17 protein-coding genes are annotated in these 18,463 nt (G+C 66.4%); 13 read left to right on the top strand and 4 right to left on the bottom strand.

Annotated features, from left to right (window positions below; all coding sequences use genetic code 11):
* Positions 1–4: 4 nt before the first annotated feature.
* The 3 genes from QQ25_RS25965 to QQ25_RS25955 are packed head-to-tail and all read right to left on the bottom strand — an operon-like array spanning position 5 to position 3,927.
* The gene (locus QQ25_RS25965; RefSeq protein WP_039382647.1) at positions 5–1,555 is read right to left on the bottom strand and encodes an AMP-binding protein; all 1,551 of its coding nucleotides are present in this window, start codon (positions 1,553–1,555) and stop codon (positions 5–7) included.
* 19 nt (positions 1,556–1,574) lie between these two features.
* A complete protein-coding gene (locus tag QQ25_RS25960) occupies positions 1,575–2,312 on the bottom strand; it encodes a GntR family transcriptional regulator (RefSeq protein WP_039381971.1) in 738 nt (245 codons plus the stop codon).
* 7 nt (positions 2,313–2,319) lie between these two features.
* A complete protein-coding gene (locus tag QQ25_RS25955; protein WP_039381970.1) occupies positions 2,320–3,927 on the bottom strand; it encodes an SMP-30/gluconolactonase/LRE family protein in 1,608 nt (535 codons plus the stop codon).
* A 163-nt stretch (positions 3,928–4,090) separates the two neighbouring features.
* Here QQ25_RS25955 and QQ25_RS25950 point away from each other — a divergent pair, with 163 nt between their 5' ends.
* The 12 genes from QQ25_RS25950 to QQ25_RS25895 all read left to right on the top strand — a co-directional run bounded on the left by QQ25_RS25950 (position 4,091) and on the right by QQ25_RS25895 (position 17,535).
* Positions 4,091–4,936, top strand: a complete 846-nt coding sequence (locus tag QQ25_RS25950; RefSeq protein ID WP_039381968.1) for an SDR family NAD(P)-dependent oxidoreductase — start codon at positions 4,091–4,093, stop codon at positions 4,934–4,936.
* Positions 4,936–6,351 (top strand): aromatic ring-hydroxylating oxygenase subunit alpha, encoded by a 1,416-nt coding sequence (locus QQ25_RS25945; protein WP_039381967.1) that lies wholly within the window; start codon positions 4,936–4,938, stop codon positions 6,349–6,351. The genes QQ25_RS25950 and QQ25_RS25945 overlap by 1 nt, the downstream gene beginning before the upstream one ends.
* A 65-nt stretch (positions 6,352–6,416) precedes the next feature.
* A complete protein-coding gene (locus tag QQ25_RS25940) occupies positions 6,417–7,589 on the top strand; it encodes an LLM class flavin-dependent oxidoreductase (protein WP_039381965.1) in 1,173 nt (390 codons plus the stop codon).
* Positions 7,586–9,475, top strand: coding sequence for a flavin-containing monooxygenase (locus QQ25_RS25935; RefSeq protein WP_052236082.1), 1,890 nt, complete (start codon positions 7,586–7,588; stop codon positions 9,473–9,475). The genes QQ25_RS25940 and QQ25_RS25935 overlap by 4 nt, the downstream gene beginning before the upstream one ends.
* Entirely contained in the window at positions 9,472–10,302 is an 831-nt protein-coding gene (locus QQ25_RS25930; protein WP_039381964.1) for a TauD/TfdA dioxygenase family protein, read from the top strand. Before QQ25_RS25935 ends, QQ25_RS25930 begins: the two co-directional genes overlap by 4 nt.
* Positions 10,299–11,240, top strand: a complete 942-nt coding sequence (locus QQ25_RS25925) for an SDR family NAD(P)-dependent oxidoreductase (protein WP_039324812.1) — start codon at positions 10,299–10,301, stop codon at positions 11,238–11,240. Before QQ25_RS25930 ends, QQ25_RS25925 begins: the two co-directional genes overlap by 4 nt.
* Entirely contained in the window at positions 11,237–12,388 is a 1,152-nt protein-coding gene (locus tag QQ25_RS25920; protein WP_039381962.1) for a CaiB/BaiF CoA transferase family protein, read from the top strand. Before QQ25_RS25925 ends, QQ25_RS25920 begins: the two co-directional genes overlap by 4 nt.
* Before the next feature lie 24 nt (positions 12,389–12,412).
* Positions 12,413–13,567, top strand: a complete 1,155-nt coding sequence (locus QQ25_RS25915) for an acyl-CoA dehydrogenase family protein (protein ID WP_039324809.1) — start codon at positions 12,413–12,415, stop codon at positions 13,565–13,567.
* Positions 13,568–13,572: 5 nt separating this feature from the next.
* Positions 13,573–14,496, top strand: a complete 924-nt coding sequence (locus QQ25_RS25910; RefSeq protein ID WP_039382643.1) for an acyl-CoA dehydrogenase family protein — start codon at positions 13,573–13,575, stop codon at positions 14,494–14,496.
* On the top strand, positions 14,493–15,656 hold the full coding sequence (locus tag QQ25_RS25905) for an acyl-CoA dehydrogenase family protein (RefSeq protein WP_039324806.1): 1,164 nt from the start codon (positions 14,493–14,495) through the stop codon (positions 15,654–15,656). The genes QQ25_RS25910 and QQ25_RS25905 overlap by 4 nt, the downstream gene beginning before the upstream one ends.
* Entirely contained in the window at positions 15,656–16,699 is a 1,044-nt protein-coding gene (locus QQ25_RS25900) for an acyl-CoA dehydrogenase family protein (protein ID WP_101906455.1), read from the top strand. The genes QQ25_RS25905 and QQ25_RS25900 overlap by 1 nt, the downstream gene beginning before the upstream one ends.
* Positions 16,700–16,761: 62 nt before the next feature.
* The gene (locus QQ25_RS25895; RefSeq protein WP_039381958.1) at positions 16,762–17,535 is read left to right on the top strand and encodes a VOC family protein; all 774 of its coding nucleotides are present in this window, start codon (positions 16,762–16,764) and stop codon (positions 17,533–17,535) included.
* Here the strand turns inward: QQ25_RS25895 and QQ25_RS25890 are convergent.
* On the bottom strand, positions 17,510–17,962 hold the full coding sequence (locus QQ25_RS25890; protein ID WP_039381956.1) for a cupin domain-containing protein: 453 nt from the start codon (positions 17,960–17,962) through the stop codon (positions 17,510–17,512). The genes QQ25_RS25895 and QQ25_RS25890 overlap by 26 nt on opposite strands.
* A gap of 19 nt (positions 17,963–17,981) precedes the next feature.
* On the opposite strand from QQ25_RS25890, the gene QQ25_RS25885 reads away from it, so the two are divergent.
* The gene (locus tag QQ25_RS25885) at positions 17,982–18,401 is read left to right on the top strand and encodes a hypothetical protein (protein ID WP_039381955.1); all 420 of its coding nucleotides are present in this window, start codon (positions 17,982–17,984) and stop codon (positions 18,399–18,401) included.
* Positions 18,402–18,463: the final 62 nt, after the last annotated feature.

The following is an 18,463-nucleotide window of genomic DNA, read 5'->3' as shown; positions in this document are numbered from 1 at the left end:
TCGGTCAACCCTTCAGCGTCGCTCGGATGTGGTGCTTGAGTACTTTGCCCGCATCGTTCTTCGGCAGAGCATCCCAGACCTCCACCTGCTCGGGTGTCTTGAACCGGGCGAGCCCGTGTTCGGCCAGCACCCGGCCCAATTCGGCCACATCCGGGCGATGGCCGTCGGCGGTCACCAGAACTGCGCAGGCCCGTTCCCCGGTGCGGTCATCGGGCAGGCCCACCACGGCGGCCTCGGTGATGCCGAGTTGACCGACCAGGATGTCCTCGACTTCCTTGGGCGAGATGTTCTCGCCGTTGCGGATGATGAGGTCCTTGGCCCGACCGGTCACCTGAAGGTAATCGCCGTCCACCCATCGGCCGAGGTCTCCGGTGCGGAAAAAGCCGTCCTCGTCGAAGGATTCGATCTCGTCCTCGGGGTGCAGGTAGCCCCGCAGCATCTGGGGACCGCGGGCGCGGATCTCGCCGGAAACCAGCCGGACCTCGGCGATGCCGGGACGGCCGTCGGTCTCCGCGGCGTGCTCGACGCTCCTCGGTGCCAATGAGCCGACGGTGGTGACGGGCACCTCGGTAGAACCGTAGACCCGGCTGACCAGGGCGCGTTCGAAGTAGTCCGACGCCCGCCGGATGAGGGATGGAGGCACCGATGCGCCGCCGCAGATGAACACCTTGAGGTCGGGCAGCCGGGTGCCGGCCTGCTCGGCGGCACCCAGCAGTTGTTCCAGAAACGGTGTCGCCCCGGCCATGTGGGTGCAGCCGTTCGCGGTCATCGAGGCCACTCCGGCCTCGGCGTTCCAGCGTTGCATCAGCACCGCGGTGCTGCCCAGTAGCAGCGGGCATTCGAAGGCATAGATGGAGCCGCCGATGTGGGCGATGGGAGAGGGCACCAGGAAGGTGTCGCCGGGGTCGATCATCCAGTGCTCGTGCAGTTGCCGGATCAGTGCATGGATCGAATTGTGGCTGTGCAGGACGCCTTTGGGGCGACCGGTGGTGCCCGAGGTGTACATGATCATCCGGATGTCATCCGGATCGAGTGCCGGCAGTGCACGGTCGGCTGCCGCGGGAAGGCTGTCGAATGCCCGGTGCGGTCCCGGATCGCCCCGCAGCACCACCACGTGCGGCGGTGATTCCATCCGGCTGCAGACCCGGGTGAGCATCGCGGCGTAGTCATGATTACCGAACTCGGCGGGAATGAAGATCGCCCGGCTCTGTGCGTCATCGAGAATGAAGCACAGCTCCCGGTCGCGCAGCGACGGCAGAATCGGGTTGACCGCCATTCCCGCCAACGTGGCGCCCAGGTAGATGATGGCCGCCTCGTACCAGTTGGGCAGCATGAAGGACACCACGCTGCCCGCCGGCATCCAGTCGCCCAGCTGCATCGCCAGAGCCCGTGCCCGCTCGTGCAATTCGCGGGCCGTCAGGGCGATCTCGCCGTCGATCAGCAGCACTCGGTCGGGCTCGTCGTGCGCCGCGGCGGCCAGCGCGTCGGCCAAGGTGGTCGACACCCACAGCCCGCGGGCATAGGCGTCGGCGGTACGTGCCTCGTCCTGTCGCACCAGGCTTCGCACCACGGCCTCAGCCCTTGACCCGGCGCATCGTCATGGCGTGACGGAACCGATCCGACGGGTGGGTGTTCACGGTGACCTGAGCGATCTCCCCGTCGGACGTCGTATAGGTGCGCTGCATCTGCAGGGCCGCGGTGCCCGCCGCGACCTTGAGGCCCGCCGCGAGCTCGGTTGAGGTGACGATCGCTGAAATCTCTTGGTGCACTTCGACGATGCTGACCCCGAACAGGTCTTCGATCAGTGGGAAGATCGGGCCGGAATGTCGCTGCAGCATCCGCCCGACCGCGGCGAAGGCGCGGTTGATGTAGTACTCGGTACGGCACACCGGTGCGGGATCGTCCTCGGACTGCCGGTAGCCGCGCACCGCCAGCCACTGCTCCCCGAGCGGAAGCCCGGTGCGCCCGGCCAGCTCCTCGTCGATCGTGACCATCGCATTGGACTCGATGGTGAATTGGGCTCCGGTGGCGAACGCCAGCAGGTCGTTGATCGAGACCACGTCCTGGGCATAGGTATTGGTCGCGGCCCTGGGCGCGACGGTGGTGCCGGCTCGTGGCCGCGAGGTGACGAGGTTGTCGTCGCGCAGCCGCCGTAACGCCTCGCGCACGGTGTAGCGGCTCACCTCGAAGCGCTCGCACAGTTCGTGCTCGGTGGGCAGTTGAGAGCCCACCGGGTAGACCCCGTCGACGATTTCCTTGCGAAGGGTGCGTGCGACCTGCAGGTAGCGGTGATCCGCTGGGGTGATTGTCATAATTCGATCAACTCCGCCGCAATGCGAGCACACTGCCGTCGCCGTCGCCCGAAATGTAGAGGGTGCCATCGGGTCCCGCGGCGATCCCGGCGAACGGGCCCTGCGGCCCGGAGAACGGCGGCATACCTTTCAGCGGCTTCGGGGTGACCCCGGGTGGTGGGCCGACCGGCAGCCCGGCGGCGATCGTGGTGCGGGCCGCCGTATCCAGGTCATACTCGACAACCTCTTTGCTGCCGGAGTCGACGATGTACAGCGCACCGTCGCGTACCAGAATGCCGTGCGGGGTGCGCAATCCGTCGACCAGGGGCGTGCCACCTCCGCCGCTGATGCGCAGGACGGCACCGGCCACCGAGACCAGCGGTGCGCCGTCGGGTCCGACCGCCACACCGACCGGGGTGTCCAGGCCCGAGGCGAGGACGGTGACGGATCCGTCGCGCACCGAAAGCAGCCGTCCCGCACCCTGTTCGACCACCAGTACCGAGCCGTCGGGGGCCAGTGCCACGCCGTAGGGCTGATCGATGCCGCCGGCGAGTACCTCACTCACCTCATCCTCGGCGCCATCGGGGCGGAAACGGGTCACGGTGTCGGCGGCGGTGGTGACGATGAATTCTCCTGGGCCCGAGGCGATCACCCCACGCAGGAACCCTGGATAGCCGGGGGAGAACAGCATGGCGACGGTCTGCAGGGTCCCGTCTGGGCTGACCCGGTAGAAGTAGGTGCCGTCGGCGACATACAGGTTGCCGTCCGGGCCCACGGCCAGGTCGAGTGGCCAGTTCAGCCCTCCCGGCAGCAGCGCCTCAGCGCCGTCTGACGAGATCTCGGTGATCTCACCGGTGAAGTTGGACACGAACAGCCGACCGTCGACGAAGGTGCAATTGTCCAGACCGGGGGTCAACTGGGCCAGCAGCGTCTGCTCACCGTTGCGCGGGTCGATGCGCAGCACCTGACCGCTGGCCACTTGTGTCGAGACGATGTGGCCGTCGGCGTCGAACTTGACCGAATCCGGAACCCCGAGCCCACCTGCCACCACCTGCGGCTCGACAGGGCCGTTTTGGTCGGGGTCTATCCGCCAGATCTCGTTGGCCCCCATCACGGGGAAGTAGAGCAACCCGTCGGGGCCGACTTCCATGGCGTTGGGCGAGGGCACGTCCTCCAGCAGGATGCGCGGGGCGCCACCGGCGAGGTCGAACTCCATGAGCCGACCGCCCTCGCGGCACTCCCCGACGAACAGGCGGCCCTGATGGAACGTGATGCCGTTGGCCGAGGGCACGTCGCCACGCAGTACCCGGGTGGTGCCATCGGCGCCGCGGACGCTGACCCGTCCGTCCATCACCTCGGTGGCATAGAGGTTGCCGCTGGCGTCGAACGCCACGTCGTCGGGGGCGATGATGTCGCCGCCCTTGGCGCTGACGGTTTCCAGCCGGCCGGTTCCCAGGTCGAGCGCGCTGATCTGGCTGCCGGTGACCTGTGCGATGTAGATACGGCCGTCCGGACCGGTCCGCAGGCCGTTCGCGCCGAACAGCCGGCTCGGGCCGCTGACCTGCTGAAGCGTCCAGGTCTCGGCCACGGTCGGGTTTGCGGTGTATCTCGCGTCGGATACCGGAGGCGCGCTCATGACCTCGGACGTTAGCAACTCTCCGTAGTCCAGACAATAGATGTCATGGTCTTCAGATCAGCCCTTGACGGTCGAATAAGTGCTGGGGAATAGTGTTCTCCAATATGAAGATCGCTATTTGTTGTCCGGACAATTAAGACACGAGAGTCGGCAAGGGTTGCGCATGGACAGTTCCCTGAGCCTGGACGGCCGGGTCGTGGTGGTGTCGGGTGCCGGCGGTGGAGGCATCGGCACCACCGTCACGCGAATGGCGGCCGAGGCAGGGGCCACGGTCGTGGCGGTGAGCCGGTCGCAGGACAACCTCGACACGCACGTCACGCCCCTGGCGGACAAAGGGCTGGACGTGGTGACGGTGGCCGCCGATGCCTCGACCGATGAGGGCATCGCCACCGTGCTCGACGCGGCACGACGGGCCGACGGCGCGCTGTACGGGTTGGTCAACGTTGCCGGCGGCGCAGCCCCGTCCACGTGGATGCCGGCAACGCGGGTGTCACGGGCCGATTGGCGCGAATTGTTCACCGCGAACCTGGAAACGATGTTCTTCATGAGCCAGGCTGTGGCTTCCGAGATCCGGTCGCAAGGGATTCCGGGCTCGATCGTGTCGGTGTCCTCGATCAGCGGGATGAACACCGCGCCCTACCACGTCGCCTATGGCACCGCGAAGGCCGCGATCGTCGCGGCGACCCGCACCATGGCCGCAGAGCTTGCCGCAGAAGGCATCCGCGTCAACGCCGTCGCGCCCGGGGTGACCGAAACCGCGGCGTCGGCAACGTATGTGGACGCCGACCCCGACCGTGACCAGCGGGCGATCGCGATGGGCCGCCGTGGAACGCCCGAGGAGCAGGCCGGGGCAATCCTGTTTCTGCTCTCGGATCTGTCGAGCTACATCACCGGCCAGACCATCCTGGTCGATGGCGGGCTGAACCTGCGCTGGACCCATCTCGGCGCCGACAACACCTCGCTGTTCCTCAAGGACGAATCCTTCCGCGACGCCATCAGGAGGATGTAATGGCCCATACCGAATCCGATCTCGACGCCGCGATGGAGGTCGACGCCGAACCGGACGGTTCGACCGGAGCCATCGCCGAGGACCTGTCTGCGCCGACGACCATCCCGGTCGAGGCCTATATCTCCGCGGATTACGCACGTGCCGAACGGGATCGGCTGTGGCGCAAGGTGTGGCAGCAGGTCGGGCGGGTCGAAGAGATCCCCGAGGTCGGTAGCTACCTGACGTACGACATCCTCGACGATTCGATCATCATTGTACGAACGGGCGCGCACACCTTTTCGGCCTATCACAACGTCTGCATGCACCGCGGACGCAAGCTGATCGACAACCCCGATGGGGCCAAGAACGCGACCGGCCGGGCCCGAAAATCCTTCGTCTGCGGCTTCCACGGCTGGACCTACGGTCTCGACGGAACGTGCACGCACATCCGGGAACAGGACGACTGGCAGGGCAAACTCACGCCACGCAACACCCACCTGGCGCCCGTGCAGGTGGACACGTGGGGCGGGTGGCTGTTCATCAACATGGATCCCGACTGTGAGTCGTTGGCCGATTATCTGATGCCGGCCGCCAAGATCCTCGACCCCTTCGGGTTGGAGAACATGCGCTACAAGTGGCGCAAATGGTTGTACTTCGACTGCAACTGGAAGGTCGCGATGGAGGCCTTCAACGAGACCTACCACGTGTTCACCACGCACCCGGAGTTCAACAAGTTCGGTGAGTTCAAGGGCTGGGCGAAGGCGCAGGGCAAGCACAGCAACATCGGTTACGACGCACCGAAAGGCATGGACGAGACCAAGTCCAAGATCCGCCTGGGCACCGGTGATCCGCGCATCTCCACTGCCGAGATGCAGGTCTACACCATGGAAGAGACCAACGCGACCACCACGCAGACACTGGTCAATGCCGCCAAGCGACTGGTCGATGAACTGCCCGAGGGCACCCCCGCCGACGAGGTGCTGCAGCACTGGCTGGCCTCGGCGCGCCGCGATGACGAGAAGCGTGGCGTGATCTGGCCGACCATCCCGCCGGACATCCTGGGGCAGAGCGGCACGGCGTGGCAGATCTTCCCGAACTTCCAAGTGGGACAGGGTCTGACCAGCGCGCTGTGCTACAGCGCGCGACCCGATCCGAGCTACAACCCGGACAAGTGCATCTTCGAGGTCGCGGTCTTCGAGCTGTACCCCAAAGGGGAAGAACCGCAGACCGAGTGGGCTTACACCCCGAAGGATTCACCGAACTGGCTGTCGGTGCTGCCGCAGGATTTCTCGAATATGGCGGCGGTGCAACAGGGGATGAAATCAGCAGGATTCCCCGGAACTCTGCCGAATCCGTACCGCGAACGCAGCACGGTCAACCTGCACTACCAACTTTCCAAGTACATGGGCGTCGGAGAGCCCCAAGACATCCAGTGATTTGTGTGCGTTCACCGGCGGTCAGCGCCGCCAAACGCACACAAATCGCCCGATAAGGAGCGAACATGAAAGTTAATCTGGGTACCGGGGCGCAGAACTCGCAGGACTGGGAGCGTGTGCTGGCCGGTGACTTCAGCACCCCGCCCGCCACACCGGACTACAAGTGTGTGCAGGCCGCGCTGGCCCTCGGCGACCTCGCCGAGCCACTCGGCTTCGACGGGATCTGGTTCCCCGAGCACCACGGCACGCCATATGGCATGACGCCCAACCCGATTCAGGCCCTGACCTATTTCGCCGGGCGCACCGAGCGCGTCAGCCTGGGCACCTTCGTGGCGGTGGTGCCGTGGTGGAACCCGATCCGCTTGGCCACCCAGATCGCCTACCTCGACATCGTCTCCAACGGTCGCTACACCACGATCGGCCTGGGACGTGGGGTGTCCAAGGGTGAGTTCGCCGCGGTCGGCGTGCCGCGCGAAGAGAGCCGCGATCGCTTCAACGAGACGCTGGACATCCTCAAGCTGGCGTTCTCGGGCGAGCGGTTCTCCTATGAGGGCAAGATCTTCAGCTTCCCCGAGATGTCGCTGCGCCCCGAGCCGATCAGCACCGACCTGTTCGACCGCATCTACAGCTCCTCGTCGACCGCCGAGTCGCTGGAGATCCTGTCCCGGCGCGGCATGGTGCCGCTCTTCGTGGGCAACAAGCCGATCACCGATGCCGGTGAGGAAGTACGCAAGGTCAACACCTTCCGTGCCGAAGAGGGCCTGGGGCCGTGTCAGCCCAAGAACGTGATGTTCATGTACTGCGTCGGCTCCGAGGATGAGGTCGCTCAAACAGAAGAGTGGATCTGGACCGCCAACCGGGACGTCAACGTGCACTACGGATTTGCCGACGCCTCGAACTTCAAGGGCGTCAAGGGCTATGAGGCCTACGCCGCCCGTGAGGCCAGCGCGACGGCGGTATTGGCCTCGGAGGTCGGCAACCAGAAGAAGGGCGGCCCGCCCGGATACCACGCGTCCAACCTGCTGATCGGCACGCCGGAGACGGTGTTCGAGAAGCTCAAGGCCGCACAGGAAGCCTGCTCGTTCTGTGAGGTCACCATCGTCCCGCAGTTCGGCACCATGCCGTACGAGAAGGCGATGGAGTCCACCAAGCTGTTCGCCGCCGAGGTGCTGCCCGCGGTGCACGACATGCCCGCGCCGCTACACCCCGCGGCGCTGCCCGAGAAGGCCAACGTATGAGGGCCGACGAGCGCTTGCGCGAGGAGCCATCAACCCAGCCGAACACCTGCGGGCCCACCGACACCCCGGCCGACTTCGACATCGATGCGATCCGCGAAAAGTACGCCGCCGAGCGGGCCAAGCGTCTGCGGCCCGAGGGCGCCGATCAGTACCTGGAGCTGGAAGGCGAGTTCGCCGAGTTCTACGAGGTGGACCCGTACACGACGGTGACCGAGCGGGATCCGATCACCGAGGATTCCGACGTCGTCATTCTCGGAGGTGGCTTCGCCGGTCTGCTGGCCGGCGCGTACCTGAAGAAGGCCGGCGTCGAGGGGATCCGCGTCATCGAGATGGCCGGAGACTTCGGCGGGGTGTGGTACTGGAACCGCTTCCCCGGAATCCAATGTGACAACGACGCGTACTGCTACATCCCGCTGCTCGAAGAGCTCGACTTCATGCCGTCGAAGAAGTTCGCCGACGGGGCCGAGATCCTCCAGCACTGCCGCAACATCGGCAAGCATTTCGGCCTGTACGACGGCGCGCTGTTCTCCACCCAGGTGCGCGAACTGCGCTGGGACGACGCGACACAACGTTGGCAGATCAGCACCGACCGGGGCGATGACATCCGGGCCCGCTTCGTGGTCATGGCCCAAGGGTCCTACAACCGTCCGAAGCTGCCGGGTATCCCGGGAATCAAGGACTACAAGGCCGCCGGCGGCCACGTGTTCCACTCCGCACGTTGGGATTACGACTACACCGGTGGTGATGCCAACGGTGGTTTGCACAAGCTGGCCGACAAGCGCGTCGCCCTGGTGGGCACCGGCGCCACGGGTATCCAGTTGGTGCCGCACCTCGGCCGCGACGCCAAGGAGCTGTTGGTTTTCCAGCGGACGCCGTCGTCGGTCGATGCGCGATCCAACCCGCCCACCGATCCGGCGTGGGCCGCGTCCCTGCAACCGGGCTGGCAGGAAGAGCGCAAGCGCAACTTCCACAACTGGTCGCCGTTCGTCGGAGTGGTGTTCGGCGAACCGGACCTGGTGTGCGACTTCTGGACAGAGCTCGGACGCAACCTGACCGCCCGGATCGCCGCCACACCGAACCCCGCAGAAGTGACCATCGAGCAGATCATGGCCTTCCGCGAAGAAGAGGACTTCAAGATCATGGAGCGGCTGCGCCGCCTCGTCGGCGAGATCGTCGAGGATCCCGCGACCGCCGAGGCGCTGAAGCCGTACTACCGATTCATGTGCAAGCGGCCGACTTCCAGTGAGCAGTATCTGGCCACGTTCAACCGTCCCAACGTGAAGCTCGTCGACGTGTCGGCGTCCAAGGGTGTGGAACGGCTGACGGAGAAGGGGATCGTCGCCGACGGTGTCGAATTCGAGGTCGACTGCGTGATCTTCGCGAGTGGCTTCGAGATCTCCACCGAGATCAGCCGCCGGTTCGCGATCGACCGCATCGTCGGCCGGGACGGACTGTCACTGTTCGACTACTGGCAGAACGACTACAAGACCCTGCACGGGATGACCAGCCGCGGATTCCCCAACCAGTTCTTCATGGGCTTCATCCAGGGCGGCGTGTCGGCCAACACCACGGCGATGTTCGAGCAGCAGGCCCAGCACATCGCCTACATCATCGCCGAGGCGCAGAACCGCGGTGCGACAACGGTCGAACCCAGCCAGGAGGGCCAGGACGCCTGGGTCTCGACGGTGCGCGAACTGTCTATCGACAACTCGGCGTTCGAGCTGTCCTGTACGCCTGGCTATTACAACAATGAAGGCCGTGGTGGCGCCGAGCGCAACGGCGCCTTCCTTGGCGATTTCTATTCGCCGGGGTTCTACGCGTTCGACGATCTGATCGCGGAATGGCGCGCGAACGGTGACCTCGACGGACTCGAGCTCACGTCATGACGACCACGACCGCACTCGAAACCCGGGACATCAAGCCGCGCATCGGCAACGAGATACGGGCGGACAAGGCGGCGCTGCTCTCCGGTGAGCATGCCGGGCGCATCCGTGAGCTGCTGGAGCAGCGCGGGGTGCTGGTGTTCCCGCAGATCGGGTTCACCGACGACGAGCAGATCGCGTTCACCGAGACCCTCGGCACCTTCGCCGCGGAGCACCAAGGCGAAAAGCTGTACAAGGTCAGCCTCGACACCGACGTGAACAAGCAGGCCGACTATCTCAAAGGTTCCCTGTACTGGCACATCGACGGCACCATGAACGAGGTGCCGATCCTGGCCTCGCTGTTGCAGAGTGTGGCGCTGGGTAATCCGGAGGAGGGTGACACCGAGTTCTGCAACACCTACGCCGCCTATGACGACCTGTCCGACGAGGACAAGGCCGACATCGAGGGGCTGCGGGTCATGCACTCGGCGTGGAACACGCTGTTCTACTACGACCCTGAACCGACCGCGAAGGCGCTGCGTCGCATGATGGCGATCGGCGACCGCGAACTGCCGTTGGTGTGGACGCACCAGTCGGGTCGTAAGTCGCTGGTGCTGGGCGCCACGGCGCGCCATATCGTCGACGTCGACTTCCGGAGAAGCGCCGAACTGCTGGTGCGCCTGCGGGATTGGGCCACTCAGCCCGATTTCACCTACCGTCACAAGTGGAGCGTCGGCGATCTGGTGATCTGGGACAACACCGGGACCATGCACCGGGCCACCCCGTACGACCCGATGTCCGGCCGGCTGTTGCAGCGCACCAAGCTCGAGGGCGAGGAACCGTTCGCTTGAGCACCCTCAGATTCGACGATCGCGTCGCAGTCATCACCGGGGCCGGCCGGGGGCTGGGTCGTGAGTACGCGCTGCTGCTGGCGTCGCGCGGCGCGAAGGTCGTCGTCAACGATCCGGGCGGCAGTCTCACCGGAGATGGCACGGACTCCGCGCCCGCGCAGGCCGTCGTCGACGAAATCGTCTCGGCCGGTGGAGAAGCCGTGGCCGTCACCGATTCTGTCGCCACTGCAGACGGTGGCCAGGCCATCATCGACACCGCCGTCGACCGCTTCGGCCGCATCGACATCCTGATCCACAACGCGGGCACGGTGCGTCGCGGATCGTTGAAGGAACTCACCTATGACGACTTCGACGCGGTGCTCGACGTGCATCTGCGCGGTGCGTTCCACGTTGTGCGGCCGGCGTTTCCGCTCATGTGCGACGCGGGCTACGGCCGGGTGGTGCTGACCTCGTCGATCGGCGGGCTGTACGGCAACCACGAGGTGGCCAACTACGCGGCTGCCAAGGCCGGCATCCTCGGGCTGTGCAACGTGGTGGCGCTGGAAGGTGCTGCCGAAGGTGTGTCGTGCAACGCGATCGTGCCGGGCGCGGTGACGCGGATGGCAGAGGGCCTGGACACCTCGGCGTATCCGCCGATGGGCGCGGATCTCGTGGCCCCCGCCGTGGGCTGGCTGTCACATGAATCCTGTTCGGTCACCGGCGAATTCTTCGTGGCGATCGCCGGGCGGCTGGCCCGCGCGGTCATTGCCGAGTCGCCGGGGGTGTACCAGCCGTCGTGGACCGTGGAGGAGGTCGGCGAGCAGATGGATCGCATCCGTGAGATCAGCGACCCGGTGATCTTCCCGGTCGTTCCCGACGGGCACGCCGATCATATCCGCTACAGCTTCAGTGCCGCGCACGCGAAGAGCGGCGCGGCCGCAGAGGGAGTCAGCTCATGAGAACCGGCCCACTGAAGGGCGTTCGGGTCATCGACCTCACGGCCATGGTGATGGGTCCGTACTGCACGCAGATCATGGCCGACATGGGCGCCGACGTCGTCAAGATCGAGACACCGGCGGGGGACAACACCCGCTACATCTCGGTGGGCCCGGCGCCCGGCATGAGCGGCGTGTTCGTCAACGTCAACCGCGGCAAGCGCAGTGTGGTGCTGGATCTGCGTTCGGAGCAGGGCAAGGCCGATCTGCGGGCGCTGATCGAGGACGCCGACGTGTTCATCCACTCGATGCGGGCCAAGGCTGTCGCCAAGCTCGGCTTCGGCTACGACGATGTGGCCGCGATCAACCCCGGCATCGTGTACACCAATTGCTACGGGTATGGCCGTCGCGGCCCGGATGCCGACCGTCCGGCGTACGACGACACCATCCAGGCAGAGTGCGGATTGCCTGCGGTGCAACAGGAATTGACCGGTGAGGCCTCCTATGTCGGCACCATCATGGCCGACAAGGTGGCCGGCCTGACCGCGCTGTACGCCACGACCATGGCGTTGTTCCACCGGGAGCGCACCGGCGAGGGGCAGGAGGTCGAGGTCAGTATGTTCGAGACCATGGCGTCCTTCATGCTGGTCGAACATGCCAACGGCGCCATGTTCGACCCTCCGCTGGGGCCCGCGATATATCCCCGGGCGGTCACGCCCAACCGCAGGCCGTATGAGACCAAGGACGGTCACATCGCGGCGCTGATCTACAACGACAAGCATTGGAACACCTTCATCGACCGGGTGCAGCCGAGCTGGAATGGCCCCGAGTTCGCCACCCTGGAGCAGCGGGCGCGCCAGATCGACACGGTGTACAGCCTGGTGGCCCAGACGCTCAAGGAGCGCACCACCGCCGAGTGGCTGGATCTGTTCACGGAGTTGGAGATTCCGGCGGCACCGATGCTCACACCCGATGAGCTGTTCGAGAACGAGCATCTCAAGGCCGTCGGATTGTTCGAGAGCGTCGACACCCAGCATGGTCGAGTGCGCATGCCCGGTGTGCCGACCTGGTTCTCCCGGACGCCGGGCCGGATCGCCGGGTACGCACCCGAATTGGGCGCGGACACCGCCGAAGTGCTCGCTGGGCTGGGTCCCCGGGATATCGCCGGCTGAACAGTCGGAACAGAAAGGCCAGGAGTGGATTTCGATTTTGGTGAGGCGGCCGACACGCTGCGCGGTGATCTGCGCGCGCTGATCGCCGACCAGGTGCCCGCCGATTTTCTCGGCGCGTTCACCGATGACCCCGCGGATCTGGCTGTGACCCAGCAGTTCTGCCGAACATTGGCGCAGCGGCATCTGCTGTGCATGTCATGGCCGGAGGAGTTCGGCGGCGGTGACGCGTCGGTCTGGGAGCAGACCGTGGTGCGCGAGGAGATGTGGGCGCACCATGAGCCCCGTGGCGCCCAGTACATGGGTGTCAACTGGGTGGGCCCGATCATCATGCGGCACGGCACCGAGGAACAGCAGCGCAAGCATCTCCCCCCGATCGCCAATGGTGAAGTCATCTGGTGCCAAGGCTTTTCCGAGCCCGAGGCGGGATCTGACCTGGCCTCGCTGCGGACCTTCGCCCGGCGGGACGGTGACGGCTGGCGGGTCAACGGCCAGAAGATCTGGACCTCCTACGCCACCATGGCGCAGTGGTGCTTCCTGCTGGCGCGCACCTCGAAAGGTGAGAAGAAGCAGCAGGGCATGACCATCTTCCTGGTGCCGATGGATTCACCGGGTATTCAAGTGCGTCCGATCCGCACCATGATGGGCCCGCATCACCTCAACGAGGTGTTCTTCGACGACCTCAAAGTTACCGAGGCCGATGTGCTCGGCACTGTTGATCAGGGTTGGTCGATCGTGCAGGACGTGGTGTCCTTCGAACGCGTCGGGATCGCCCGCTATGCACGTTGCGAGCGGCTGCTGCAGGCCGCCCCCGGGGTGCTGGGCGACAAGTGGGAGGAACTGCCGGCCGAGCTGCGGGGCCGGTGGACGCGGATGCTCACGCACTGTCGCCGCGCTCGGCTGATGGCCTACCGGGTGGTGTCGATGCAGGCGACCGGACGGGTGAATCCCGGTGACTCCGCGGCCTATCGGATTGCGGTGACGCGGCTGGATCAGGAGAGTGCGGAGGTGCTCATGGAGATTGCCGCAGCGGTGCCGCGCGGTGGCGACAGTCACGCCGAGTACTTCCGGGCCGAGGTCGAGGACCACTGGCGGTACTCGCAGGCGTCGACCGTGTCGTCGGGCAGCATCGAGATGCAGCGCATCCTGTTGTCGCGGACCATGCTGGCCGGGAAGGCGTGACGGCGATGATCCTCGATCTCAGCGACGACGCCAAAGAATATGGCCGCCAGGCGCTCAAGGCGTTCGAGGCGGCAGGCGGCGACCAACTGCTGGCCCAGGCCGACGCGAAGCCCGACACCCGGGCCGCACTGGTCACGCCCGTGCTGGACAGCCTCGGTGTCTTGGAACTCGAACCCCGCTCCGACGCCGACTCACTGGAGGCGGCGGCCGCAGTGTGCCGCAGCGCCGGCTATTGGGCATTGCCCTATCCGGTCGCCGAGCGGTTGTCCGCCCCGCAAGACCTGGAAGTCGACGGCCTGATCGTCGTGGACGGGGCCGCGCCCGAGGCCGCCCTGCAGGGGCTGGACAACCGTTGGGCCACCGTCACATTGGACGGTGCGCGCAGCACTGTGGCGAGACTCGGTGGTGCCGGTCCGTCGTTCGCGACCGGGCTGGAGCTGTCCGCTGTGGACGGTGCCGGCAGTGATGATGTGGCTCTGGCACTGACCCTGCCGTCCTGGACCCTGCTCGGCATGCTGGACAGGGCGATCGATCTGACCACCGCGCACGTCAGCCTGCGTAAACAGTTCGGGCAGACATTGTCGTCCTTCCAGAGTGTGCAGTTCCAGCTGACCGACGCCGAGGTGGAGCGCAGCGGCGTCGACATGCTGGCCAAGTACACGCTGTGGAGTGTGGCCACGAACCCGGCCGACGAGGCCGTCAACGATGCGCTGGCGCTGCGCCTGGCCGCGATCGAGGCCGCCGAGGTGGTGTTCCGGGTCTGCCATCAGCTGCACGGGGCCGTGGGGTTCTGCGACGAGACGGTGCTGTCATGGCTCTCGCGCTACAGTCAGCCGTTGCGTCGCTTGCCATTCGGGGTGTCCAAGACCCGAGATGTCCTGACCACCCGGCTCGGCGGGCGTGGGCTCACCGGATTGTTCTCGTCATGACCGACCTCGACGAGTTCCGCGCCACCGTGCGGGACTGGTGCGCAGCGCACGTCCCGAAAGACTGGCGCGCCAACCAGACTGGTGTCAGCGACGACGAGTTCGTGTCCTTCCAGAAGGCCTGGTTCGCCGAACTGCACGCCGCCGGATACGCGGTGCCGCACTGGCCGGCCGAATGGGGCGGCGGCATGGGAGTGCCCGAACAGATCGTGCTGTACCAGGAACTGGCCGCCCACGATGCGCCACGCCTGGTGTTGGCGTTCGTCGGCATCCACCATGCGGCGTCCACCCTGCTCGCCGCGGGCACCGACGAGCAACGCAGACGGCACCTGCCCGCGATTCTCGACGGCGAGACCTGGGTGCAGGGTTTCTCCGAGCCGGAGGCCGGTTCGGACCTGGCCGCGCTGCGTACGACCGCCCGCGCCGAGGGCGACAACTTCATCGTCAACGGCCAGAAGCTGTGGGCCAGTGGCGCGATGCACGCCGACTGGTGTCTGCTGCTGGCCCGTACCGACCCGGAAGCGCCCAAGCGGCACGGTATTTCGTACTTCCTGATGGACATGACCAGCCCCGGCATCGATGTGCGGCCGATCCGGAACGCGGTGGGGGACTCGCATTTCTGCGAGATCTTCCTCAACGACGTCGCGGTACCCGCGGCGAATCTGGTCGGGCCGGTGAACAAGGGCTGGCAGGTCGCCCAGGCCACGCTCGGCGCCGAGCGCGGCATGACCATGCTGGAGCTTTCCGAACGGCTCGGTAATGCCGGCTTCAGGTGGCTTCTCGAAGCCGCTCCCGTCGAGGACCCCGTGGTGGCAGATCGGTTGGCGCGGTTCGAGACCGAGCTGACGGGCCTGCGAGGGCTGTGCCGGGATCTGGTGGAACGCACCGAGGCGGGGAAAGCCGGGCCGGCCGACGCCTCGATCGTCAAGCTGTACTACAGCGAACTGCTGCAGCGGATGACCGGGTTCGGCGCGGAGATCGGCGGCCCGGCCGCTCACACCGTGCTGGCCAAACCGGCCTCCAGCGGCTGGGAGTCGGGCGCCTGGATGCTCGATTTCATCGGATCGTGGGAATGGACCATCCCCGGCGGAGCCAGCGAAATCCAGCGCACCATCATCGGTGAGCGTGGATTGGACCTGCCCCGAGAACCGAGTGCGGTGTGATGAGCGACGTTCCTGATTTTGCGGCGATTCACGACGAACTGCGTTCGGTAGCAGCCGATCTACTGGCCAAGGACACCATCGACTGGCCCCTGCTGGTCTCGGCGGGCTGGGTCGGATTGGATGCCCCCGAGGAGGCCGGCGGTGCCGGCGCCACCTTCGCCGAGATCGCGGTGATCTGTGAGGAGCTGGGCCGCGCCGCTGCGGCCACCGGCTACCTGGGAGCTGCGGTGCTGGCCATCGGTGCTCTCAACGCGGTGCAACCGAACACCTCGCGCGAGGCGCTGTTACGGGACGTCGTTGCCGGAAGTTCCCGGGCCGCGCTCGCCCTACCGGGGGCAGGTGAACCCGCAGCCTTCGATCTGGCCACCACCCGACTGGGCTGGCGCGTCCACGGCCGGGCCGCCTTCGTGCCGGACGCGGCCGGCGCCCAGCGGCTGCTGCTGCCCGCACGAGACGCCGATCGGGTGCCGGTGCTGGTGGACGTGGCCGCCGACGCCCCGGGGCTGACGATCACCGAGCAACCGGTGCTCGACGAAACCCGCAGGCTCGCAACCGTGACGGCCGAGGGAGTCGAGGTCGGCGAGGATGCGGTGTGGCGATTCGACGGCGACCCGGATGCCGCGCTGCATGGGCTGAACGAACGAGCCGCGCTCGCGGTGGCCTGCGACAGTCTCGGTGTCGCGCAGGCCATGCTCGATGCCGCGGTGTCCTACGTCCGGGTCCGTGAGCAATTCGGCCGGCCGATCGGCTCGTTCCAGGCCGTCAAGCACGCCTGCGCCGACATGCTCGTCGCGATCTCGGTGGCCCGGCGACTCGTGAATGCCGCCGTCGAGAATCCGGGTGGCGTGGAGGTGTCAATGGCCAAGGCCTATGCCACCGAGGCGGCAGTCGACGTGGCCGGCAAGGCCATGCAGCTGCACGGCGGCATCGGCTACACCTGGGAGAGCGGCGTGCACGTCTATCTCAAACGGGCCGCGCTCAACCGTTCGCTCTACGGCTCACCCGCCGAACACCGCGCGAGGATCTCTGCGCGCTACCGATGAGTTTTCCCCGCGGCGATGGTCAGACCTAGCGACCGACCATTCACCGTGAAGGAGAAACCATCGTGGTTACCCGTCAGAGCGCGCCGCTGGGCGCCCCCAACTGGATCGACTTGACCACCTCCGACCCGGAGCGTGCCCAGCAGTTCTACGGCGCGGTGTTCGGTTGGACGTTCGAGACCGGCGGCCCGGAATACGGCGGCTACATCACCGGGTCCGTCGACGGCCATGTGGTCGCCGGCCTGATGCGCAATGACCCGCAGTGGAACGCCCCCGATGCCTGGACCACCTACCTGCACACCGCGGATGCCGATGCCACGGTGGCGTCGGCCACGGCCGCCGGTGGCGGCAATTGCGGTGGGGTGATGGATATCCCGGCGAAGGGCCGGATGGCGATGATGACGGATCCGGCAGGCGTCTTCTACGGCATCTGGCAGCCCGCCGGACATGAGGGCTTCGCATTGTTCAACGAGGCCGGCGCACCGGTGTATCACCAGCTGACCACCCGTGACTACGCCGGGGGTTTGGACTTCTACCGCAAGGTGTTCGGCTGGAGCACCGAGGTCGTGTCGGACACCGATGAGTTCCGTTACAGCACCGCGAGTTTCGACGGCGAGGCGCTGGTCGGTGTGATGGACGGTTCGGTGTACCTCCCCGAGGGTGTGCCAGGCGCGTGGACCACCTTCTTCGGTGCCGAAGACGTGGACAAGACGATCGAGGTGATCGTGGCCAACGGCGGCTCGGTGGTGCGTCCGGCCGAGGACACGCCGTACGGCCGGTTGGCCGCGGTGACGGATCCGACCGGCGCCGGATTCAATCTGTCGTCGCTGCAGGGCTGAGCGCGAAGTCGGCGAAGTCGAAGCCGGGCACCACCACACAACTGACCAGGGTGGGCTCGTCATCGCGAGGTTTGGCGCGTTGCCAGTGGCCGGGCGGCACCAGCAGTTGCGGGTGCTGCCCGGCCGAGATGTCCGGGCCAAGCAGCCGCGTGGCTGCCGTGTCCTTGTCCGCGCCGATCTCCAGCACCAGCGGGCTGCCGCGATGGTGGAACCACAGCTCGGCGCTGCGGACTGTGTGCCAGGCCGACTGCTGGCCGGGCATGAGCAGGAAGAGGATCGCGGTACCGGCGCTGCGCGGGCCCGAGTAGCCGGACGGCAGCGACGACTGGCTGATCGTCAGTTCGCTGCGCCAGGTCTCGCGGTACCAGCCGCCTTCTGGGTGCGGGGCGAGATCGAGCTGTCTGGCCCAGTCGGGTAGTTCGGTCACACCCGATAGTCTCGTCGGCATGGTTCGTCTGCGTCCAGGGTGGCTCGTGGCGCTCTGCGCCGCGGTCCTCGTGGTGGTGGCCTGGTTACCGTGGCTGACCACCAGTGCCGACGGCGGAGGCCGGGCGAATGCGATCGGTGGGGCCGTGGGAAGCATCGTGCTACCGCGTGGTTTCGGCGTCGGTCAGCTGATCGTTCTGCTGGGGGCCGGCCTGATCGTGGCAGGTGCGATGGCCGGGCGCGGACTGTCACAGCGCTGGGCTTCGGCTGTGGCATTCGTGATTTCGCTCGGCCTGGTGGGGTTGACGGTGTGGTACTACACGCTCAACGTCAAAGGGCCGGTGGCCGCGGGTTACGGGCTCTATGTCGGTGGCGCGATGGCTGTACTGGCGGGGTTGTGTTCGGTGTGGTCGTTGGTGTCGACGTTTGGGACCCGATGAGCGCTTGCGCGAAGAGCAACGGGTGAAGATGAGCGCTTGCGCGAAGAGCAAGGAGTGAAGCG

The organism is Mycolicibacterium setense (assembly GCF_000805385.1).
GTDB classification, from domain to species: Bacteria; Actinomycetota; Actinomycetes; order Mycobacteriales; family Mycobacteriaceae; genus Mycobacterium; species Mycobacterium setense.
This window is presented reverse-complemented; position numbering and strand designations above follow the sequence as displayed.